Origin of the sequence: Citrobacter sp. Cu231 (genome assembly GCF_030332265.1) — a bacterium.
GTDB lineage: Bacteria > Pseudomonadota > Gammaproteobacteria > Enterobacterales > Enterobacteriaceae > Citrobacter > Citrobacter meridianamericanus.
Window position 1 is genome coordinate 121053 of sequence record NZ_JAOWIE010000029.1, and the last position, 23696, is coordinate 144748.

16 protein-coding genes and 1 tRNA gene are annotated in these 23696 nt (G+C 53.3%); 4 read left to right on the plus strand and 13 right to left on the minus strand.

The window, feature by feature from the left end; translation table 11 throughout:
- The first annotated feature begins 27 nt into the window (after positions 1 to 27).
- Positions 28 to 104 (plus strand) — tRNA-Met (locus tag OGY15_RS03635).
- Between the two features lie 74 nt (positions 105 to 178).
- On the opposite strand, the gene amiC is transcribed toward OGY15_RS03635, so the two are convergent.
- Entirely contained in the window at positions 179 to 1432 is a 1254-nt protein-coding gene (amiC, locus tag OGY15_RS03640) for an N-acetylmuramoyl-L-alanine amidase AmiC (protein WP_032937467.1), read from the minus strand.
- A 233-nt stretch (positions 1433 to 1665) separates the two neighbouring features.
- Between amiC and argA the strand changes: the two genes are divergently transcribed.
- Positions 1666 to 2997 (plus strand): amino-acid N-acetyltransferase, encoded by a 1332-nt coding sequence (gene argA / locus OGY15_RS03645; protein WP_008785703.1) that lies wholly within the window; start codon positions 1666 to 1668, stop codon positions 2995 to 2997.
- 47 nt (positions 2998 to 3044) lie between these two features.
- On the opposite strand, the gene recD is transcribed toward argA, so the two are convergent.
- The 12 genes from recD to rppH all read right to left on the minus strand — a co-directional run bounded on the left by recD (position 3045) and on the right by rppH (position 21397).
- The gene (recD, locus tag OGY15_RS03650; protein WP_286538328.1) at positions 3045 to 4865 is read right to left on the minus strand and encodes an exodeoxyribonuclease V subunit alpha; all 1821 of its coding nucleotides are present in this window, start codon (positions 4863 to 4865) and stop codon (positions 3045 to 3047) included.
- The gene (gene recB / locus OGY15_RS03655) at positions 4862 to 8407 is read right to left on the minus strand and encodes an exodeoxyribonuclease V subunit beta (protein ID WP_286538330.1); all 3546 of its coding nucleotides are present in this window, start codon (positions 8405 to 8407) and stop codon (positions 4862 to 4864) included. The genes recD and recB overlap by 4 nt, the downstream gene beginning before the upstream one ends.
- Positions 8400 to 11288, minus strand: a complete 2889-nt coding sequence (gene ptrA / locus OGY15_RS03660) for a pitrilysin (RefSeq protein WP_286538332.1) — start codon at positions 11286 to 11288, stop codon at positions 8400 to 8402. Before ptrA ends, recB begins: the two co-directional genes overlap by 8 nt.
- Before the next feature lie 179 nt (positions 11289 to 11467).
- The gene (gene recC, locus OGY15_RS03665) at positions 11468 to 14836 is read right to left on the minus strand and encodes an exodeoxyribonuclease V subunit gamma (protein WP_286538335.1); all 3369 of its coding nucleotides are present in this window, start codon (positions 14834 to 14836) and stop codon (positions 11468 to 11470) included.
- A gap of 12 nt (positions 14837 to 14848) precedes the next feature.
- The gene (locus OGY15_RS03670) at positions 14849 to 15172 is read right to left on the minus strand and encodes a prepilin-type N-terminal cleavage/methylation domain-containing protein (RefSeq protein WP_151218282.1); all 324 of its coding nucleotides are present in this window, start codon (positions 15170 to 15172) and stop codon (positions 14849 to 14851) included.
- Positions 15157 to 15564, minus strand: coding sequence for a DUF2509 family protein (locus OGY15_RS03675; protein WP_151218283.1), 408 nt, complete (start codon positions 15562 to 15564; stop codon positions 15157 to 15159). Before OGY15_RS03675 ends, OGY15_RS03670 begins: the two co-directional genes overlap by 16 nt.
- A complete protein-coding gene (locus OGY15_RS03680) occupies positions 15561 to 16124 on the minus strand; it encodes a prepilin peptidase-dependent protein (protein ID WP_286538340.1) in 564 nt (187 codons plus the stop codon). Before OGY15_RS03680 ends, OGY15_RS03675 begins: the two co-directional genes overlap by 4 nt.
- Entirely contained in the window at positions 16115 to 16585 is a 471-nt protein-coding gene (locus OGY15_RS03685; RefSeq protein WP_286538342.1) for a prepilin peptidase-dependent protein, read from the minus strand. Before OGY15_RS03685 ends, OGY15_RS03680 begins: the two co-directional genes overlap by 10 nt.
- Before the next feature lie 183 nt (positions 16586 to 16768).
- A complete protein-coding gene (gene thyA / locus OGY15_RS03690) occupies positions 16769 to 17563 on the minus strand; it encodes a thymidylate synthase (RefSeq protein ID WP_151218286.1) in 795 nt (264 codons plus the stop codon).
- A 6-nt stretch (positions 17564 to 17569) separates the two neighbouring features.
- The gene (gene lgt / locus OGY15_RS03695; RefSeq protein ID WP_003825606.1) at positions 17570 to 18445 is read right to left on the minus strand and encodes a prolipoprotein diacylglyceryl transferase; all 876 of its coding nucleotides are present in this window, start codon (positions 18443 to 18445) and stop codon (positions 17570 to 17572) included.
- 189 nt (positions 18446 to 18634) lie between these two features.
- Positions 18635 to 20854, minus strand: a complete 2220-nt coding sequence (gene ptsP / locus OGY15_RS03700; protein ID WP_286538344.1) for a phosphoenolpyruvate--protein phosphotransferase — start codon at positions 20852 to 20854, stop codon at positions 18635 to 18637.
- A 12-nt stretch (positions 20855 to 20866) separates the two neighbouring features.
- Complete coding sequence (gene rppH / locus OGY15_RS03705; protein WP_003825602.1) at positions 20867 to 21397, minus strand: RNA pyrophosphohydrolase; 531 nt, start codon at positions 21395 to 21397, stop codon at positions 20867 to 20869.
- Positions 21398 to 22081: 684 nt separating this feature from the next.
- Here rppH and mutH point away from each other — a divergent pair.
- Both mutH and OGY15_RS03715 read left to right on the plus strand, forming a co-directional pair.
- Positions 22082 to 22777, plus strand: coding sequence for a DNA mismatch repair endonuclease MutH (mutH, locus tag OGY15_RS03710; protein WP_151218288.1), 696 nt, complete (start codon positions 22082 to 22084; stop codon positions 22775 to 22777).
- Positions 22778 to 22851: 74 nt separating this feature from the next.
- The gene (locus OGY15_RS03715; RefSeq protein WP_286538346.1) at positions 22852 to 23565 is read left to right on the plus strand and encodes a TerC family protein; all 714 of its coding nucleotides are present in this window, start codon (positions 22852 to 22854) and stop codon (positions 23563 to 23565) included.
- The last annotated feature ends 131 nt before the right edge of the window (positions 23566 to 23696 follow it).

The following is a 23696-nucleotide window of genomic DNA, read 5'->3' on the forward strand; positions in this document are numbered from 1 at the left end:
GTTTGAAATACGAAGCAAAAAGACGGACGCGGGGTGGAGCAGCCTGGTAGCTCGTCGGGCTCATAACCCGAAGGTCGTCGGTTCAAATCCGGCCCCCGCAACCAACACATTAAACACCTTAACGGGTGTTTTTTTGTATCTGCAATCCGTAAAAAAAGCGCTTTTCAGCGCTTTTTTGTTATCCCCTTCTCGCCAGCGTCGCCCCATCGGCAAAGTAGGCTTTAATCCCCGCCAGAATCGACTCTGCAACTTCCTGCTGGAAGGTCGCCGTTTTGAGTTTGCGCTCTTCCTCAACGTTACTGATAAACGCTGTTTCTACCAGAATGGACGGAATATCCGGCGCTTTTAGCACCGCAAACCCGGCTTGTTCAACCTGGTTCTTATGCAGATTGTTGATTTTACCAAGCTTATTTAATACCGCTTTACCAAACTTCAGGCTGTCGGCGATGGTCAGGGATTGCACCATGTCGAACATAGTATGGTCGACGTAGCGGTCGCCGCTCTTGCTAACGCCACCGATGAGATCCGAGGCGTTCTGGGTTTGCGCCAGATATTTCGCAGCGGTACTGGTTGCGCCTTTGGTCGAGAGCGCAAACACCGACGAACCGCTGGGCTGTCGACTGGTAAAGGCATCGGCGTGAATAGAGACAAACAGGTCTGCGCGCTGCTTCTGCGCTTTCGCCACGCGGACTTTAAGCGGAATGAAGATATCTTCATTTCGCGTCATAAAGACCTTCATGTTGCCCTCTTTCTCTATGAGGGCTCGCAGGCGGCGGGCAATCTGCAGCACCACATCCTTTTCACGCGTCTTGTATTTCCCCACCGCACCGGAGTCTTCTCCGCCGTGGCCTGGATCCAACATAATGACAATGGGACGATCGCGCCCCGCTTTACCCGGCTGCGGGCCACTTTGTGCAGGTGGCACCTGTTTATCCAGATCGCCCTTGTTGTAATCTTCCAGCAATGCCAGCAGCGGATCCTGGACATCCTGAGCATTTGCAGGATAGAGGTCCATCACCAGACGTTCTTTAAAGCCCGCCACCGGCGCAAGCGCAAAAAGTTGCGGCTTCACATTCTGTTTCAGCTCGAACACCATCCGCACGGTCTTTGGATCAAACTGGCCTACGCGCGCCGACTTAATATACGGATCGTCAGGACGAATCTGTGCTCCCATACCCTTGAGCACCGAGTTCAAATTAACGTCTTCAATATCCACAACCACACGCTCAGGATTACTCAGGGCAAACTGTTTGTATTTCAGCAGACGGTTAGATTCCACCGTGACGCGGGTATAGCTGGACGCAGGCCAGATACGTACGGCAACGACCTGACTCGCGGCAGCCAAACCAACCTGGCTGACGCTTAAAAGCCACATAGCACCCGCACCTTTCAGTAAACGGCGGCGACTGATTGCTGAGTTGGATCCCGACATGCTTCTCCCGAGCAAAAGAAATCTGTATTGAGTAATACGTAAAACGTCCGAATTGACCGGAAACTTTAGCGAATGACGCATAATCTGTCATCTATAAAAGGGTAAACATTCTTTTTATATTCACGGTATTACTGATAAAAATCTTCAGCATGAGTAAAAATTACGCTTGCGCACAGGACTAAAACAGAATAAAAATACACAAATTACGAATAATCATGCAATGAGGGTGTACCGTGGTGAAGGAGCGTAGAACCGAACTGGTACAGGGATTCCGCCATTCTGTTCCCTATATCAATACCCATCGGGGAAAAACGTTTGTCATTATGCTGGGCGGTGAAGCCATCGAGCATGAAAACTTTTCCAGTATCGTCAATGACATTGGTCTTCTTCATAGCCTCGGCATCCGCCTGGTCGTGGTCTATGGCGCACGCCCGCAGATTGATGCCAATCTTGCGGCGCATCATCATGAGCCGGTGTACCACAAAAACACGCGCGTCACCGATGCGAAAACGCTGGAGCTGGTCAAACAGGCTGCGGGGCTACTTCAGCTTGATATCACCGCCCGCCTGTCGATGAGCCTGAATAATACGCCGTTGCAGGGGGCGCATATCAATGTGGTCAGTGGTAATTTTATTATCTCCCAGCCGCTGGGCGTTGATGACGGCGTAGATTACTGCCATAGCGGGCGTATTCGTCGTATTGATGAAGATGCTATTCACCGCCAGCTGGACAGCGGCGCGATTGTGCTGATGGGCCCGGTCGCCGTTTCCGTCACTGGTGAGAGCTTTAATCTGACGTCAGAAGAGGTCGCCACGCAGCTGGCTATCAAACTGAAGGCAGAGAAAATGATCGGTTTTTGCTCGTCTCAGGGTGTCACCAACGATGATGGCGATATTATTTCCGAGTTGTTTCCTAACGAAGCTCAGGCTCGCGTTGAGTTGCAGGAAGAGAAAGGCGATTACAGCTCCGGTACGGTGCGTTTCCTGCGCGGAGCAGTGAAAGCCTGTCGCAGTGGCGTACGCCGCTGCCATCTGATCAGCTATCAGGAAGATGGCGCCTTGCTGCAGGAACTGTTCTCCCGTGACGGCATCGGGACGCAGATTGTAATGGAAAGCGCCGAGCAGATCCGTCGCGCTACCATTAACGATATCGGCGGGATTCTGGAGCTTATCCGCCCGCTGGAACAGCAAGGTATTCTGGTCCGCCGCTCGCGCGAACAACTGGAAATGGAGATCGACAAATTCACCATTATTCAGCGCGATAACCTGACTATCGCCTGCGCCGCTCTGTACCCTTTCCCGGAAGAGCGGATTGGTGAAATGGCATGCGTGGCTGTGCATCCCGACTACCGTAGTTCGTCCCGCGGGGAAGTGTTGCTGGAGCGGATCGCCGCGCAGGCCCGGCAAATGGGGCTGAGCAAGCTGTTCGTGCTGACCACACGCAGCATTCACTGGTTTCAGGAGCGAGGCTTCACGCCGGTGGATATCGACCTGCTGCCGGAAAGTAAAAAAGAGATGTACAACTATCAACGGCGGTCAAAAGTGCTGATGGCGGATTTAGGGTAGTGATCGTTGCCGGATACGGCATAACTGCCTTATCCGGCCAGCAAATGTTATTGATTAAACAGCGCCGACAATCCGCTGCGTCGTTCAGTGCGGGTGGCAATGGCGCCACTCAATATCCGCTCATCGGCATACAGCGACAAACGACGACGCGCGCGGGTAATGGCGGTATAGACCAGCTCGCGAGTCACCACAGGTGAATGCTGGTTGGGCAAAATCAACGCCGCGTGGTCAAACTCAGATCCCTGCGATTTATGTACGGTCATTGCCCAGGTGGTTTCATGTTCAGGCAAGCGACTGGGCTGAACCGATTTGATAGAACCGTCCGGCAGCGCAAACCATACCCTCAGACCCTGCCCACGATCGAGGGCAATGCCAATATCACCGTTAAATAATCCCAACGAACTGTCATTGCGCGCGATCATCACTGGCCTTCCCTCATACCAGCGGCTATGCGTCGCACGGTGAATTTTGCGTTTTTGCGCCATCACCTGCTCAATGCGTTCATTCAAACCACTCACGCCAAACGGACCTTCCCGCAGGGCGCACAATAGCTGATACTCATTGAAGGCCTGAATGACAGCATCCGGCTCGGCGCGCTCGCGCAATAAATCCAGATAGTGACCATAACCCGTCAGCGCTTCCTCCAGCATCGCAGAGTAATCTTCGCTGCTGTGCAGAGAGCGTTTTTCGATGTCGCTAAATCCCTGCTGGAAGACCGTTTTTATCGCGGCTTTGTCACCACGATTAATCGCTGCAGCCAACTGACCGATTCCGGAATCGCTACCGAAACGGTAGCTCTTTTGCAGCAGGCACAAACTGTCACGCAGAGCAGCCGCCTGAGTTCCCGAACCGGCCGGAATAGTGGTTTCAGTCAGACGACTAAGCTGGCGGGCACGCTCCGGGGTAAAACCATCACCGACGAAAGCACAGATATCTCCCAGTACTGCCCCCGCTTCAACAGAAGCGAGCTGGTCGCGATCGCCTAGAAATATCACCCGCCCATGTGGCGGCAGCGCATCGATAAGGCGCGACATCATCGGCAAATCGATCATAGAGGCTTCATCCACTACCAGCACGTCCAGATGCAACGGGTTTCCTGCATGATGCCGCAGGCGTTGGCTACCAGGCTGAGCCCCCAATAAGCGGTGCAACGTACTGGCGTCATCGGGAATGCGCTTCTTTTGCTCATCGGTCAGCGGCAGTTCACGCAACGCCGCGCCCAGCGAGGCGGTCAGACGTGCTGCTGCTTTTCCCGTGGGTGCCGCCAGACGAATACGACAGCGTTCACCGTCCGCCATCTGAATCAACGCCGCCAGAAGCCTCGCCACCGTTGTTGTTTTTCCGGTCCCCGGTCCGCCGGAGATAACCGATATACGGCGGGTCAGCGCTACGGCAGCAGCCACTTTTTGCCAGTCAACGCCTTCAACGGGTGGAAACAGCGCCGCCAGCGTGTGAGTCAGCCGTTGTTCATCCACCTCAATGGCGTGGTTAACTTCACCGAAAAAGCGCGCCACCGCGCGTTCGTTATGCCACATCCGGTTCAGATACAAACGATCGCCGTACAGCACCAGCGGCGTCGGCTGATCGCCACGGCTTACCGCCCCGGAGGTCAGCAGGCATTCAGTCCAGTCTTCAGGCTCTCCCGCTTCAGCGAGCCAAGCGCTTAATAGCGGATGCGCGTCCTCGCTTCGGGATAGACGCGAAAGCGGTAAGCAGACGTGCCCTTCTCCAGCTTCACGGCTGAGCAACGCCGCTGCCAGTGCAACGGCAGGGTTATCATTTCCGGCAACCGCCAGTGCAAACTGGGCATCCAGTGGCCGGAGCTGCTTTTGCTCAACGGCTTCCAGTAATCGTTTCTGGATTGTCATGACATCTCCTCCAGCGGCACACCGGCAAACAACTCGTCCATCAAGGCGATCAACTCCCCCTCTGGTCGGGTCACGAAAATTCCCTGCTGCGGATTTTCACGGTCAACACCACGCAGGAAGAGATAGATAACGCCGCCAAAATGGCGTTCATAATCGTAATCAGCAATGCGATGGCGCAAGTAGCGATGCAGCGCGAGGGTATAAAGTTGATACTGCAGGTCGTAGCGATGCGCCTGCATGGCAGAGGCCATCGCCTGCTGTGTATAGGCTGAGCTGTCTTCGCCCAGCCAGTTCGATTTGTAATCGAGCAGGTAATAACGTCCCTGATGGCGGAATACCAGGTCAATGAACCCTTTTAGCATGCCGCGCACCTGCATAAAATCAAGCGCAGGGCACCCTGCCGAGAGCGGATCGTATTGGCGGATCAACGCATCAAGTTGGCTGGCCATCAGGGGCTGCGAAATCGGCAGATAAAACTCCATCTCCACCTGTTTTTCACGCGCGGAAAGCTGACTCAGGCTCACGCCGTTCTCATTGAGAGGCGCCTGCAAAATAGCGTCCAACCATGCGGTCAAAACCGGCGTCCAGTGTGCGTCATAACCGCCCAACGCCAATTTTTCTTCGACCCAATCTGGCTCTACTGGTTGGGTAAAGTCGAGATCTTCAAACAAGCTATGCAAGAATGTACCCGGCGAAGCGCCACGCGGGAACTGATGCGGCGTGAGTCCTGATTCTTCAATAACCTCACCGACGCCTGCGGCATCGATATCCAGTCGCGGGATCAGATCCTGCGCAATACCATGTCCACGCTGTTGCAGACCGGAATAACTGGTCACGCGCCAGCTGTCGCCGGGCGTACGCTGCAGTATTTTCGCACTCAGTTCACCGCTGACGTTCTGCGCAACCTGCCAGGGTTCACCGTCAGGCTGTGCTGGCGTCTGGCAGGCAATATCATCGCAGCACAGCGCTTCAATCGCGCCACGCAGACCCGCGGCATCCATCGGTTCGCCTTTTTGCAACAGGCGGCCAAGCGCGCTCTGATGCACATCGGTATCCCCTTTTTTATCGCCCCGACGGCGCACCAACGGCGCAACGCCAAGACTGCAGTGCCATACCGAACGGGTCAGTGCGACATAGAGTAAGCGCAGATCCTCCGCCAGACGTTCCGCTTCGGCCAGCTCAACGCTCTCCGCGGCATCGCTGAGATCCAGCACCGCTTCAAAGGAGCTGCGATCGTGATAGAAAGCCTGATCCTGGACGCGGAAATTGGTGATAAACGGCAGCCAGACCAGCGGATATTCCAACCCTTTCGATTTGTGGATAGTGACGATTTTGACCAAATGCTTGTCGCTTTCGAGCCTGAGCTGCTGACTGGAGGCATTGCTGTCGGGTTCAAGAATATGCTGAGATAGCCAGCGCACCAGCGCATGCTCGCTTTCGAGTTGCGAGCCGGCTTCCTGTAACAGTTCACTGATGTGTAAAATGTCAGTCAGGCGACGTTCGCCCCCCGCCGTCGCCAGCAAGTTTTCCGCAATCTGGCGGGCCGACATCAGCGCGCGCAGCATCGGCATCACGCCGCGTTTATGCCAGATCTGACGATAGCCATCAAACTCTTCAACCACCGCATCCCAGGCATTTTCGTCGTTATTTAACGCTTCAAGATCCTGCGCATTCAGGCCCATCATTGAGCTCGCCAGCGCGCTACGCAGCGTGTTCTCACGCTCCGGCGTCATCACCGCCTGCAGTACCCACAGCAGTTCCTGCGCTTCGAGCGTTTCAAACACGCTGTCACGGTTGGAGAGATAAACAGAGGGAATGGCCAGTTGCGTCAGCGCATCACGGACCAGCGCCGCCTCCTGGCGGCTACGAACCAGTACGCTGATGTCCGAGGCGCGTACCGGCCTGGACGCTTTACTGCTGACCAGTTGCGCAGCCCCAGAATGCCCGGCCTTAAGCCAGTCGCGAATGTGCGTGGCGCACACCTGCGCCATATAGTTCTGATAGTCGCCTACGCCACAGCTTTCCCCTTCCATCAGCCACATACTCATGGCTGGCTGCGTTTCACCGTGTATAACAAACTGAAGCGACTGGTTTTTTTCTGCGAATTTGACCGGGCTGAAGGGGATTTCGCGGAACATAAAGGCGTCATTCATCTGGCTGAAAATCGTATTCACGCTATTGACCATGCCAGGAGCCGAACGCCAGTTAGTATCAAGCGTATAGTGTGCGCTGACTTCGCTACGCGCCTTCATGTAGGTAAAGATATCCGCACCACGAAACGCGTAAATGGCCTGTTTCGGATCGCCAATCAGCAGCAGCGCGGTATCCGGCTGATGTTGCCAGATCCGGCGAAAAATACGGTACTGCTGCGGGTCGGTATCCTGGAATTCATCGATCATCGCGACCGGAAAACGGGTACGAATCGCCGTTGCCAGCGCATCACCACTTTCACTGCGCAGCGCCGCATCCAGACGGCTGAGCATATCGTCAAAACCCAGCTCGCCTCGGCGGCGTTTCTCCTCGGCAACCGCCAAACGGATCTCCGCCAGCGCCCGGGTGATCACCAAATCGCGGAGAGTTAACGGTTCGCTAAGCAGTTCATCAATTGCGACAAACAGCGGGTGCTGAGGCGTTACGCCGCCCGCTTTGGTTCGCTCTTCTAAAAAGCGCTGGGAGAATTTCTCCAGCGCATCAGGCAGTTGATAGCTTTGTGTTTCTTCCTGCGCCCATGCGCTGATCTTTTCGATCCACTTGCCCTGGTTACCGCGATTAAATTTACGCCGGTCAATCCCGGAGGCCTCCAGCAGGCCATCAAGCTCATCAACGGCATCGCGCCATTGCTGCTTAATTTGATTAATACGCGCGAGAATGTGTTCGTGCCGGGTTGCCAGCGTTTCATCATCGGGCGGCGGAGCCTTAATAACCGGCGCTTCCCCTTGCAGATAGCGATCGATATCCCTTAACAGCGCCTGCGGCCCTTTCCACGTTTCAAAAATCACCTGCGCAATATCGCGGGGCAGCGGATAGCAGTGTCGACGCCAGAAATCCGCGCAGGCCTGATAACGCAGTAGTGATTCATCTTCGATCAGCTGTTGTTCAAACAGCATGCCTGATTCAAAGGCGTTGAGGCTGAGCATACGCTGGCAAAAACCATGAATGGTAAACACCGCCGCTTCATCCATCTGCCTTTCAGCCAATAGCAGCCACTGGGCTGCCTGTTTTTTATCGGCGATTTCATCTAACAGACGGGCGTATAGCGGGTTGTCAGTGGTTTCACGCAGGCAGGCAATGCGCAGTTCATGGATGTTGCTACGGATACGACCGCGCAACTCTTCAGTAGCCGCCTCGGTGAAGGTGACCACTAACAGTTCTTCGACGGTCAGCGGACGGGGAAAGGCGGCAGAGCCGCCCAGTCCAAGCAGCAAACGTAAATACAGGGCGGCGATGGTAAAGGTTTTACCGGTGCCCGCAGAGGCTTCAATCAGGCGCTCGCCCGTCAGGGGCAAGCGGAGAGGATCAAGGGACTCAGCGGCATCATTCATTCTTATCACTCATCAGGGGTAAGGTTTGCTGCAACGCGCTGACGGTCTGCCACACTTTCCAGCCTTCCGGGTGCACATATTCTGCTTTCCCGTTCTGACTGCCGGAAATCTGTGACAGTATCGCCATGCCTTGCGGCTCAACCACCGCCTGATGGAAGAAGTCGGCAAGTTTTTGCGGCGTCAGCAGTTTAATCTGAGCCACTATTTTATCACGTGAATCGAAGCGCATATTGCCGCGATCAAAATCTTTGCTTAACTGCGAGGCTTCTTCCCCCAGCGTTTGCGGCGCCTGCAGCATTTGCGCAATAATTGCCTGCTGAATTTGCGCGAACTCTTCAGGTTTCATCGCCCGCAATTTCGCTTCCGCCGTCGGGAAAAACGCTTTATAACGCTCCCAAAGGTAAGATGGTTGCTTATCGCTGCTTTGCAACAGGAACCCCATTCCCCACTGACGTCCAACGCTCATCGGGAAAGCAAATACAGCGTAGCCTAATTGCTCTTCAGTACGCAGTTGATTGTAGAACCACGGTTGAACAATCTGCCCTAACATGGCGCTATAGGCTGAACTGGTGTATTCGTCGTAGCCAGTTGGCACAAATACCGCCGCCAGCGCGGAATCCGTGCTGCTGCCCGCTTTTTCAAAGATGACGGACTGCTTCTTGTTTACAACCACATCTTTATTGCGACACCACTGTGACCCGTTAGCGCCAAGCTGTTTTTGGATATCCCGCGCCATGGTCGTCGCCTGAGCTTCGCTCATATTGCCAATGACCAGGAATTCAGGCCGCGCCCCGGTTTTCAAGGCATCGCGATAGGCCATTACCTCTTTCAGGGTGATGGAAGGCAGCAGCTTACGGCGCTCATCGCGTGAGAAGTACGGCACCTGAGAAAGCATCTGTACCGGCATAATAGCCTGATCGTAGGCTTTCCCCTTCTCTGCGGAATCCATCATCTGGGCATACCAGGATTTTGCCTGTTCCAGTTGTTCATCTGTTGAACTGTAGCTGAAATAGCCACTCAGCAGCGCCTGAAAAAGCTGCGGCAAACGTTGGGTGTAGCCGTTAGCATTTAGCATCAAACCATTATTAGCGTTGGTAGAGAAACCAATCCCCCCCACTGATGCCTGGTTGCTTAACTGATCGAGCGCAACGCCCGCCAGGTAATCGTTAAGTGCGAATAATACCTGATTGCGGGCGCTGTCCATCGCTTTCGGGTTACGCAGGATCACGCTGACATCGGCTTTCGGCTCACTGGCAAAATACTGGCTCGGCGCATACACCACGCGTAAATCCGGCTCATCAACGATCAGTTCCGGGTGAGCGTATTTTTTATCCGCCTTAATCAGCGTGAAATCATCAGGAATGTAGGGGTTCAACTCCGGTAATGACAACGCAATGCCTTGCGCTTTTTGCTGCCAGTCGGCAAAGGTTTTGTCGCTGATTTTATCTACCTGATAAGGTGCATCGACAAAGTAAGCCGTTTTATTATGCGGCTCTTTCGCGCTGATATACCAGATACGCGCATTCTGCGGCGTCATCATTGCCAGACGTTGCTCAACGGCCTTCGCATCGTATTGATCGGCAATATTCACCGCATCCAGAGTATGCTCGACGGGAACGCGGATCATGGTGTCTGCCAGCCATTCCACGTAGTCCATATCACGCGTGATGGAAGGATAACGGAAATCGAGATCCAGCACGTGCGCCAGTTCGTCAAAATAGCGTTTGTCTACGCCTTTCTCGCGTAACAGATTGAGATAGCTAAAGATTGCAGCAACAACCTCATCGCGGTTCGCAAGACCTTTGTCGGTTAACGTCGCGGAAATGGCTAACACGCCGCTATTCCCATTGACTACCGGATCGGAGTCCGCACGAATACCTTCTACCAGCCCCTGCTTTTGCAACCAGTCAGACAATGTGCCCGGGCTACGATTGCCAATCAGGTAGGTCACCAGCTCATCGGTTTTACTGCGGAATTGCGCGCTATTGTTATCAATACGAAACTCGACGCGCAGCACTTTACGCGGCATTGCCGGAACATAGTGGATGATGACGCCCTTTTGCGCGTCAGTGACTACCGGTACGGTAATTTCAGGCTTGTCGATATTTCTGTTCGGCACGCGTCCAAAGGTGTCAGCCGCTATCCGCGCCAGCTCTGGCAATGGTTTATTGCTATAAATCACCGCCTTCATCAGGTTCGCGGAGTAGTACTTTTCATGAAATTTTTGTAAAGCCTGCACCACCGGGTTGCCCGGTTTATCGCTTAATGTCTCAAGATTTCCGCCAGAGAAACGCGAGCCAGGGTGCGCCGGGTTAATGGTTTCAGCACTCACCTGCGCCATACGCATCCCGTCTCGGGTACGCGCCAGCGTCAGCTCGGAGTTAACCGCGTTACGCTCGCGATCGGCATATTTTTTATCCAGTAACGGATCGGCAATAGCGTCCGCCAGGCGATCTACCGCCCCCACCAGCGCGTCGTTTTCAACCTCAAGATAGAAAGCCGTACGATAAGGCGCGGTGCTGGCATTATGGCTGCCGCCGTGCATTTTCAGGAATTCAGACAGACTGTCCGGCTGTGGATATTTTTTCGACCCCATTAAACACATGTGTTCGAGATAATGCGCCAGCCCCTGATGATCGTCCGGATCTTCCAGTGAGCCCACGGGGACCACCAGCGCAGAAAGGGATTTCACGGCCTGCGGATCGGATACCAGCAATACGACCATACCGTTATCAAGGCGTACAGCCTGATACTGACGGGTGTCTTTATCGCTTTTACGGATGGTTTCAGCTAAAGGCTGCCAACCGGTATCTGCCTGACTTACGGGAACCCAAAGGGCGACGAACAACAGTAATGCGCTGAACCAGGTGCTGCGGGGCATTCACAAACCTCATCATTAACGTATTCACCTGTTCACTGCAAAACACGTATAAATACGTGATCTGAACAGGGCAAGACTCTGCGCTGAGCAAGTCAGCATCTTCTCTTTGTAAGAATCAGTCCGTGACAGAATGCGCATCATAGTGGAAGCCATTAAATTGCGCAATTTTTATACAACCATCATGACTGATTAAACCGAAAAATCGGTAACAGGTAGTGCTGCGACTGTAAGACAATAGTCTCCAGCGTACCTGCATCCAGTTGACGCCAAAGACGCTGATACCAGATGTCATCGCCTTCGCCACGTACCATCATGTTGCCTTCATAGGCCTGCAGAAACTTACTGCGCGCCTTTTGCAACGTTTCATCGTCATCTAACATGGCATCATTTGCGGCGTCATAACAGGTTTTTATCCATGCGCCTCCGCTTTCCGGCAATACCAGCAACGGTGATGACATGCCTTCCCGATAACCCTCAATGAGTTGCGACAGGTACAGCAGCGCCTGTTCTGCTTCCAGTGGTGGAAAACGCCATTCCCCGTCTTTACGCAGGAATAATCGGCTCTCTCCCGTACCGCCACTCGCACAATAGACAAGATGTTCCAGCCAAAGTTGCACGCCCTGCGCAATGCTGATCAAAGATGGGCGCCAGCGCAACAAACCGTCCTCTTGTACCTGCGGCAACCAACCGGTGATTTGCACGCCGTTACAGGTAAGATCGATTTCCATGCTCTGACAAGGCTGACGACAGGCGATAATGCGTTCAGCCAGCGTCTGCATCTCCTGACGCTGCGTATCCCACAGAATTTCGCCAAATGGCCCATAGGGAAGCACGCCCGCCGCACGAAAACGGCGAAACAGTCGTTCAGCGTCGTTCTCTTCAACCAGTGTATTAAGCAATTGCTGATTAAGCTGATAGCGGGTTAATCCCTCAAGGGTGAAAGGTTCCGTGTCCGGGATCTCACTCTCCTCAGAGCGGAAGTTGACCCTCAGACGCATCTGGAAAAAGGCCCGCACCGGATGAGCCCAAAATCGCTGCAGCGTTTCCAGCGTCAGTGTTTCAGGCATCTCAAAGGGAAGAGGCTGAACAAAATCCGTGTGCGCTTTTCCTGACAGGCTCGCCGCAGGTAGCCATTCCCGGGCATAGCTTTGCTGTTCCCCCGGGAGATAGTTTTGCGCGTCGAAGGGCATCCGGGTATGCAAACGAGTAATGTGCGCTTTGACCCTGGCTTCGCTTTCATCACAAGTGAGCGCTTCATCACCCGGTAAATAGTGGCTTTGCCCGATGTAGTCCAGCAACTCCTGCACCAGTACCGACGGGAAGCGTTCGCTGTTGTCCTGAATGGAGCGACCAATGTAGCTGATATAGAGCGTTTGCTGCGCTGAGATCAATGCTTCAAGGAACAGATAGCGGTCATCATCACGACGGCTGCGATCGCCCCGCATCGGTTTTTGACTCATTAAATCAAAGCCCAGCGGCGCAAGCTGGCGCGGATAAACGCCATCGTTCATACCCAGCAGGCACACCACTTTGAACGGAATGGAGCGCATCGGCATCAGCGTACAAATGTTAACGGGACCCGCCAGGAAGCGCTGGCTGATGCGTTCCTGATCAAGGCGCTGGGCCAGCTCATCACGTAACAGAGAGAGCGGTATAGCATCGCCGTACTCGGCCCCTAAACCTTCAGTGATAATAGCCTGCCACTGCTGTTCAATCAGCGTCATCGCCGCTTCGGTATCCGCGTCCGGCAGGAAGAAATCATTAAGCATGTCCCGGCATACGGGCAGCCACTCTTCCAGAGGTCGTTCCTGAGCTAACCCTCTGCGCCAGAGATTTAGCTGCATCAGCAAAGAGGCCAGATGCCCGACCAGCTCAGCAATCAAACCGCTGGACTCATCGTAAGGTAATACCGATTGCCACTCGCCCTGCGCACTTTCCATCGCGTAGCCGAGCAGCATACGCGTTAAACCAAATTGCCAGGTATGCTGACCTGTAGGCGGAAGTTCCAGTTCACGCACGTTATCGTCGTCAATTCCCCAGCGAATCCCGGATTCATTGACCCATAAGCGAAGATAGCGCAGCCCTTCTTCATCAATATTGAAACGCGCCGCCAGCACTGGAACATCCAGTAACGCCAGTACATCCTCAGAGACAAAACGGCTATCCGGCAGCGACAGCAGGCTGACAAAGGCTTGTAACACGGGATGGGACTGGCGCGCCCGACGGTCAGAAATCGCATATGGCAGGTAACGCTCGGCTGGCGCACTACCAAAGACCGATTGAATGAATGGACTGTAGCTGTCGATATCCGCCACCATCACGATAATATCGCGCGGCGTCAGCGTTGGATCCGCTTCCAGCATTGCCAGCAGGCGGTCATGAAGAACTTCCACCTCGCGCTGTGGGCTATGGCAGACATGAAAAGTCACGCTGGTATCGTTCAGATCCAGCCTTCGTTTATTGTCGCTACGGGAATATTCCTCCAGCGTAACGCCCGCCACAGCATGGTTTTCGAGTTCCAGAATATCCGATTGAATATTATGCAAAAGATTGTCAGGAGTAATGTCGACAAACGCATCCAGTTCCTGACTATTTTCCAGTTCTGCAAGCAGGTATATGTAGTCGCGCCCCAGTTTGCCCCACGAAGCCAGCATCGGGTTGCCCACGTCCTGCTCACCATCGCTTTTGAATAATCCTTCGACTTTCTCACTATCACGAAACAGCGGCAGGTGCCGTTCTTCAAAACTGTGTCGACGCTGACGTGCCACCAGCTTCGCCAGCCAGGCAGGATCTTTAATATCTCCCCAGTAGTAGCGACAAGGGTTGGTAAACAGCAGATGAATATCAATGTGCTTACCCAGCGCCTGCAGTGCCTGCAAATAAACCGGCGGCAACGCCGAAATGCCGCAAATAAATACGCGAGAAGGCAGCCCCTGGGGGCACTCGGACGCACTTTCCAGAGTCTGAATAAATCGTTGGTATAAATTGGCACGATGCCAGCGCGGCTGGCCCATTTCCTCGGTATATTCCACCAGCGCTTTCCACAACGGCGCCTGCCAGTCCTGAGACTCGCCAAGTCCTTCAACCCGTCTTCCCGCCTCCCACTGAGTCAACCAGTCAGGGCGGTAAACTAAATACTGGTCGAAAAGGTCAGCCGCGCGTGAGGAGAGCTGAAACAGCTTACGTTTATCAGTATCGTCCGTCAGATAGTGGCGCAGCAATGTAAAGTCATCGCCATCCAGCAATTGCGGTAACAGCGTCATCAACTTCCAGCTCATGCTCTGCTTGCTGAACGCGCTCTCTTTCGGGATGTCTGGTAGCACACGCACAAACATATCCCAGATAAAACTCGCGGGCAGCGGAAAATCGATGTTGGCGGCAATACTAAACTTCTGTGCAAGAGTCATTTGCAGCCACTGCGCCATGCCGGTGCTTTGAACCAGGATCATCTCAGGTTCAAAGGGGTCGTCCAGCCGCTCGCGCTCAACGATAAATTCCATTAACGCTTCAAGCACATCCAGACGATTGGAGTGGTAGACCCTTAACATAGCGACTCCTGACTACTGACGATTCGGGCAATGCAGACGCATCATCTGACCCTGCCTGCCCAAGGGTGAAGATATTTTAACGTTGATGCTGACACATCCCGCTCGCGTTGTCTGCATTCGGTTAACCTGCCAGTTCACAGGCGATGAAAACTGATACAACTGGGTTTGCTGCCAGGCGTGACGCCAGAGTTGTTGATACTGATTTCTGATGATAAAGCTGTTCATCAGTGCTCGCTGGTATCCCGACAACGCAGTAACAATCATAATCATCAGCGCCATTGCCAGCATCACTTCCGGCAGGCTAAAGCCACGCTGCCTGTTCAGGGGATCTGGCATAACGCTTGATCCTTTAGTGGACAAAAATCGCTCCAGCCATGCGCTAAAAATTCGAGGTTGCCCTCGGTGACAATACCCTGACGCCATAGCGATCCCCCTTCATGATGGGCAATGAGCAGCACGAAATTAATGCTCAGCAGTCGCAGGCAAACTACGGCATCTTGCGTGATATAGCGCCGACACTGCACGGCTTGTTGTATGCTCCAGGGCTGCATACGTCCCCATTCCATAGCAGATTGCAGCACCGCCTGGCGCTGCAAAGCCTGACTTTGCGTGGCCACTCGTGAAGCAAAACTGGCCTCCTGTCTGTTAACGCCTTGCAGCAGTAGGCTACCGAGCACCAGCAGCAACAGGACCATCCCCAGGGATGAAACGCCTCGCTCACGATTCACAGGTTAAATCCTGTCACGCTGTAGACTGCTTCGATAACCTTTTGTGGTTCGCCGTTGCTCACTCCGCGCAAACGCAGAGTAAGGAGTGGTGAATATCCGCTGAGATTCAGCCGTTCAACCTGAAATGCTTCAATCTGTATCGTGGCTGGATCGGTCATTTTCTCCCACCCTTTTCCATTACATCCAGTTGCTCCTCGCAAGGTCTCCAGCACCTTGTCCTGTAAACGAAATCCGATTACATCGGCCTCTTTCGCGGGACTGCTCTTCCAAACGCCGTTGCTGTTGGCATCCCAGCGAGCAATAACGCAGTCGCCCTTCGCCGATATCACCAACCCCTCTCCGACACAGTTTCCCCGGCAATACCCTGCCCGTTGAAGGTGCTTCGCTACGGTGTAGACCCGTTGCCATATTTCATCTTCCAGCGCTAACAGGCGTGTGTTGCGCAGAATCTCTTGCTGCAGTGCCGGTAAAAATCGTACTGAACTAAGCAGTAAAATGCTGCTAATCGCCATGGCGATTAGCACTTCCAGCAGAGAAAAACCTCGTTCGCTTACTGACATAATCTGGCCTCATCGCGCTCACAAAGCCTGATCCGCCCCCAGCCAGACACCACCACGCGCCATTCTCCTAGCGCATTTTTCAGGCGAATATGTCCGGTCCATGCCGTATTGCGCAGGCCAAAAAAGGCCAGTGAAGGGGTTATCTCTGCCATTTCAACATCGTCCCACAATGGCGTAAAAACCAAAGACGAAACAGGTCGACACGTGGTTTGCAAAGCCGCAGAGCTGACAAAACACCAGGATGTGCCATCCCGAACCACGCTGATGACATGATCTCGGTTACGCCAGTTAGCATCGTCACGCAGTTGCAGCAGGTAATCTCTTACCTGGCAGGCGGTCTGCCACAGTCGCTGTTGCTGCTGCCAGCCCTGCCAACCATACAGCCCCGATGCGCCAAGCGCCGCGATGATCAGCATCGCTATCAGGGTTTCAAGAAGCGTGTAGCCTTGTTGTTTTTTCATGCCGCCAGTATGGCGTGAGGAAAATGAATAACGAGCGGGAAATTCGGTTTCTACGGCGAGCTACGGGAAATATTTGTCGCGTTGCAGGCCGTTGCACTATTTCAGGAATCTACGCCGAAGAACGTGATTTTAGATAAAAAAAACCGACGCTTACGGGCGTCGGTTGTGTCAGCATGAAGCTGGTTAGATAGCCACCGGCGCTTTAATACCCGGGTGCGGATCGTAGCCTTCAATTTCGAAGTCTTCGAAGCGATAGTCAAAGATGGATTCAGGCTTACGTTTGATGACCAGCTTCGGCAGCGCGCGCGGTTCGCGGCTAAGCTGCAGATGCGTTTGTTCCATGTGATTGCTGTACAGATGCGTGTCGCCGCCGGTCCAGACAAAATCACCGACTTCCAGATCGCACTGCTGCGCCATCATGTGTACCAGCAAGGCGTAGCTAGCAATGTTAAACGGCAGGCCGAGGAACACATCGCACGAACGCTGATACAGCTGGCAAGAGAGCTTGCCATCCGCCACATAGAACTGGAAGAAAGCATGGCACGGCGCCAGCGCCATCTTATCCAGCTCACCAACGTTCCATGCGGAAACGATGATACGCCGAGAATCCGGGTCATTTTTGAGCTGGTTTAACACCGTAGTGATCTGGTCAATATGGCGGCCGTCGGGTGTAGGCCATGCGCGCCACTGTTTACCATAAACCGGACCTAAATTACCGTTTTCATCCGCCCATTCGTCCCAGATGGAGACATTGTTTTCATGCAGGTAGGCCACGTTAGTGTCGCCCTGCAAAAACCACAACAGCTCATGAATGATCGAGCGTAAATGGCAGCGTTTAGTCGTAACCAGCGGGAACCCTTCCTGCAGATTAAAACGCATCTGATGACCAAAAATGGAAAGCGTTCCGGTTCCGGTGCGGTCGTTTTTCTGTGTGCCTTCATCCAGCACTTTTTGCATCAGTTCTAAATACTGTTTCATGGTTCCTCAGGAAACGTGTTGCTGTGGGCTACGGCGATACGCCCAAACCATCATAATAATGCCTGCGACAATCATCGGGATTGAGAGAATCTGCCCCATGCTGATGTACTGTACCCAGGTGCCGGTAAACTGCGCATCCGGCTGGCGGAAGAATTCAACGATGATACGAAATGCGCCATAGCCAATCAGGAACAGACCGGATACCGAGCCCATTGGGCGCGGTTTGCGAATGTACAGGTTAAGAATGATAAACAGCACCACCCCTTCCAGCGCCATCTCATAAAGCTGTGAGGCGTGGCGCGGCAACGAGCCATAGGTATCAAAAATAGACTGCCATTGCGGATTAGTTTGCAGCAGTAAAATATCTTCGGTGCGAGAGCCAGGGAACAGCATGGCGTACTTGAAGTTCGGGTCAACGCGTCCCCACAGTTCACCGTTAATAAAGTTGCCCAAACGCCCTGCGCCCAGGCCAAACGGAATCAGTGGGGCAATGAAATCAGAAACCTGGAAGAACGAACGCTTGGTGCGTTTGGCGAAGATAATCATCACCAGGATCACACCGATAAGCCCACCGTGGAAGGACATCCCACCATCCCAGACACGGAACAGATACAGCGGGTTATCAAGGAATAACGGGAAGTTATAGAACAGTACATAGCCAATACGCCCACCGAGGAAAACCCCGAGGAAGCCGGCATACAATAAGTTTTCTACTTCATTTTTGGTCCAGCCACTGCCCGGACGATTAGCGCGGCGCGTCGCCAGCCACATCGCAAAAATAAAGCCCACCAGATACATCAAGCCGTACCAGTGAAGCGCGACGGGTCCGATTGAGAAAATGACCGGATCGAAATCCGGAAAATGCAGATAGCTACTGGTCATCTGTCACCACAAGTTCTTGTTATTTCGCTGAAGTCAGACAGCAATTGATAAGCGCGCCTGCATGATTCAGGCGCTCCAAAGGTGCGAATGATAGCACAAGGGGATCGCAGCGGATGCCGGGAAGATGTAAAAGATCTGTATAAGTAATCTTTACCCCCGTAATGCCTGATAGCGCTAAGCTTATCAGGCTTACAATCCTCCGCGAATCAGCCCCCCCATGCCACGGCGCTCCATAAAGGCCGCCACCTGATGGCGTACTTCTGTCGCCATCTGCGCTTCCAGGCTGCGCTGCGCCAGCGTTTGCGCCTCATCAAAATCGATGTGGCGCAGCAGATATTTAACGCGAGCCACCGAACGACCGTTCATCGACAAATGGCGAAAACCCAGGCCGATCAGAATGGCCACGCACATCGGGTCGCCCGCCATTTCACCGCACAAGCGCAAATCAATGCCGCTTCTTTCGGCTTCCTGTGCAATCATCGCCAGCGCGCGTAACATTCCCGGATGCAGACTGTCATAAATGCTGGCTACCCGCGTATTGTTACGATCGACAGCCAGAATGTACTGGGTGAGATCGTTGGTTCCGACCGAGATAAAATCGATCCGGTTTGTCAGATGCGGCAGCATGAACACCATCGACGGAACTTCCAGCATGATGCCAATGCGCGGTTTCGGGATCGCATAGCCGATCATCTCTTCCACTTCGCGTCCGGCGCGTTCAATCAAACGTCGCGCTTCGTCGACTTCATCAATGCTGGTTACCATCGGCAACAAAATGCTTAGGTTGCCGGTTGCCGCGTTGGCACGCAGCATCGCTCGAACCTGGATCAAAAAGATCTCCGGTTGATCGAGCGTGATGCGGATCCCACGCCAGCCGAGGCACGGGTTTTCTTCACTGATCGGCATGTAGGGCAGTTGCTTGTCGGCACCGACATCCAGCGTACGCAGGGTCACCGGCTTGTCGTTAAACATTTGCAGCATGCCCTGATACTGCGCAACCTGTTCTTCTTCTGAAGGAAAACCGCTTTGCAGCATGAACGGAATTTCGGTGCGATACAGGCCAATACCGTCGATCCGGCTACCCAGCTTCTCTTCATGCTCCGGGCTGAGACCCGCATTGAGCATCACCTTCACGCGCTCGCCGCTTTTTAACTGTGCAGGTTGGTTGACGTCGTCTTCCGCCAGGCGGCTCAGTTCAACTTCTTCACTGATAAGACGCTGGTATTCCTGGATCAATACCGGTTCCGGATCGACCAGCAGTTCACCGCGATAACCGTCCACCACCAACGTACGGCGATGCAACACCGACGGCTGGATATCGGCCCCCATGACGGTAGGGATACCCAGCGCGCGAACCATAATTGCCGCATGAGAGTTGGCTGCGCCATCCCGGACAACCACGCCGACTAAACGGTCCTGAGGAAGTTCCGCCACCAGCACAAAGCGTTCCGGCCAGGCATTCGGTCCCTGGACTGAATCGTCAAGATGGAACAGCAGACGCTGGCCCAGCGCGCGTAAATCACCGGCGCGCTCTTTAAGATAGTTATCGCTCAGCGCGGCGAACTGTTCGGCAAACTTTTCGATGATCGTTTTAACGGCCCATTCGGCCACCGAGCCATTATCCACTTCCGCAAATAGCTCTCGGCGCAAACGGGTATCGGAAAGCAGGTGCGAGTAGAGATCAAAGATCGCCGCCGTTTCTTTCTGCGCCCCGGCGGTAAAGCGTTTGCTGTAGCGGCGGAATTCGTTCGCCGCTTCCTCCAGCGCACCTGTGAGTCGCTCGCGCTCAAGCACCGGATCCAGCGTTGAAGCCTGATAGACCTGCTCCATCAGCGGCAGCGTCGCGTCCTGCCAGCCTTCGGCTATCGCCACGCCGGGGGCGGCAGGCAATGCACGAATGCGCGTTTGCCGATATTGACCGAACAGCGCATTTAGCTGCGATTGCGAAAGAATAGCCGCCATTTGCGTGGCGAGCGTGACGAGGAAAGACTCTTCACTTTCATCGTACTGGCGCAATTCGCGCTGCTGTACCACCAAAACGCCTAAAAGCTGGCGGCGCTGAATGATCGGTACACCTAAGAACGCCCGAAAACGCTCTTCTTTTACCGAAGGAATGTATTTAAAGCTGGGATGTTTTTGCGCATCAGCGAGGTTGATAGGTTCCGCCAGCCTGCCAACCAGGCCAACGATACCTTCATCAAACGCGAGTGCGACAGTGCGACCACGCGGTTTTTTTAGTCCCCGGGTCGCCATGAGGTAATAACAACGTCGATCGTGGTCAGCCAGATAAACCGAACAGACCTCTGTATCCATCGCAAGACAGATGTCAGTAACCAGAATATTCAGCGCTTCATTCAGACGCGGAGCACTGGCCACCTTTTCGACTATTTCGCGCAGGCGGGTGAGCATAATTTGCGTAGCTTAACCTCTTTTACGTCTGTACGCAGGTGCGCTTTGCGGCTTAGGAGTGCTCTCCTGAAGCGCCATGACAACACTTGCGAATTCTTTCATCACCCTGCGATAGACATCGCGTTTAAATGACACCACCTGTCGAACCGGATACCAGTAACTCACCCAGCGCCAGCCGTCGAACTCAGGTGTACTGCTGGTTTGCATATTAATTTCAGCATCGCTGCTGACCAATTGCAGAAGAAACCATTTTTGTTTCTGGCCGATACAAACCGGCTTCGTGTCCCAACGCACCAAACGTTTCGGTAACTTGTAACGCAACCAGTTACGAGTAGAAGCAAGGATCCGTACATCTTTACGGCTGAGCCCCACTTCTTCAAAGAGTTCCCGGTACATCGCCTGCTCTGCTGTCTCTCCTGCGTTTATCCCACCTTGCGGGAATTGCCAGGAGTGCTGACCAAATCGCCGGGCCCACATGACCTGCCCCTGGCGGTTACAAATTACTATCCCTACATTCGGGCGGTAGCCATCGTCATCAATCACCGGACTACCTCAACATAAACCTTATATACAAACGATTGTTTCACACTCCTGAGGGGCGGTAAACCACTCTGTTAAGGGTGCGATATTCTAATAACAATTGAATAACTCACAGTTAAGGGCAGAGTTATAAACAGAAGAAGGGCAACGAAGGCGATTTTATTCACCTTTTCTGTGGATATAGTTGTGAAGAAGTACGGAATTACTATGGGAAAACCCAGAACAGTCCGAATAAGACATTCGTCACAGAGTAAAAATAGTCTTCTATATTCATCAAGTTAAAACCATTCAGCGCAAATAAACGCATGGAAATGTGATATGCATCACGCACACGATCTTCAGGCTGATGAAAGATCGACCAGCGTCGGTTTTATCCACAGATTATGCCAATAAGTTAGGCACAATTTGTGTGAAAATTCGATTTTCGTCGCACGTCAAGGCTGTAAATTGAAACAGTAGTAGGGGTTTTTCACAGTTATCCCATCTTTCTGTGGATAACATGGTGTAAGATCCTGTTCATTGTCAGTGACCAGAATTGGAAAACCCGCTTCGCTGTTGCGCAACTCTGCGCAAGTGAATTTAAAAACCAATATAAATCATAGAATTGAATAAAGCATGTGGAAAAAGATAAACTCTATCCACACGGTATAAAATCATTGCTCATTTTTTCACCTAAGGGTCATCCCGATGTCAGAACTGCATCCGTTGCTTTCTCCACCTGAATCTGAAGCCCAATTGCTGAGCCAGGCGCGGCAGCTTTCAGGCTACACGTTGGGAGAGTTGGCGGCGATGGCGGGGCTCGTCACGCCAAAGGATCTTAAGCGCGATAAAGGCTGGATTGGCGTGCTACTGGAAATCTGGCTCGGCGCCAGCGCGGGCAGTAAACCGGAACAGGACTTCGCAGCGCTGGGCGTGGAGTTGAAGACAATCCCTGTGGACAATCTTGGCAGACCGCTGGAAACCACCTTTGTGTGCGTTGCGCCATTAACCGGCAATACCGGCGTCACCTGGGAAACCAGCCATGTGCGGCACAAACTTAAACGCGTCTTGTGGATCCCGGTAGAAGGCGAACGCAGCATCCCGCTGGCTGAGCGCCGCGTCGGTTCTCCCCTGCTATGGAGCCCGAGCGAAGAGGAAGACCAGCAATTGCGTCTGGACTGGGAAGAGTTAATGGACATGATTGTGCTAGGTCACGTCGAACGCATCACCGCTCGCCATGGGGAAGTACTGCAACTGCGTCCTAAGGCCGCTAACGCCCGGGCGCTTACCGAGGCCATTGGCGCCCATGGCGAACCCATCCTGACCCTGCCCCGTGGTTTTTACTTGAAAAAGAACTTCACCCGCGCATTGCTTGAGCGACATTTCTTATTCCAGGCGCAATAGCCTCCTCCGGCCTTTCACCCGCTGCGTTACGAGCCTATAATTACCGCTTCTTTTTTTTGGCAGGACTTTGTTCGATGTTATTTGCATGGATAACCGATCCTAACGCCTGGCTTGCGCTCGGTACGCTGACGCTGCTGGAGATCGTTCTTGGGATCGACAATATTATTTTCCTCTCTCTGGTTGTAGCTAAACTCCCGACAGCGCAACGCAATCATGCCCGACGTATTGGGCTTGCAGCGGCGATGATCATGCGTCTGGCACTGCTGGCCTCTATCGCCTGGGTAACGCGGCTGACAAACCCGTTATTCGAAGTGTTTGGTGAGGAGATATCCGCACGCGACCTGATCCTTCTACTGGGGGGATTGTTCCTGATCTGGAAAGCCAGTAAGGAGATCCACGAATCCATTGAAGGTGAGGAAGAGGGGCTGAAAACCCGCGTATCTTCTTTCCTGGGCGCAATTGTGCAGATCATGTTGTTAGACATTATCTTCAGCCTGGATTCCGTAATTACTGCGGTTGGCCTGTCTGACCATCTGTTTATTATGATGGCAGCGGTGGTGATTGCCGTAGGTGTGATGATGTTTGCTGCACGTCCGATTGGCGAGTTTGTCGATCGACACCCTTCGGTGAAAATGCTGGCACTCTCATTCCTGATTCTGGTCGGTTTTACGCTAATTCTGGAAAGTTTCGACGTCCACATTCCGAAAGGATATATCTATTTCGCCATGTTCTTCTCTATCGCGGTAGAGACCCTGAACCTGTGGCGTAATAAAAAAAATCCGCTCTGATAAAATTCATCGCTCCCCGCAAGGGGAGCGAATGCCCACCACACCTACCTCTTCTCACAGTTTAAGATTTTACTGCTTTCACCCTGCACAACTTCGCGTTATTACTAAACTATTGAAAGACGCAGGCCATG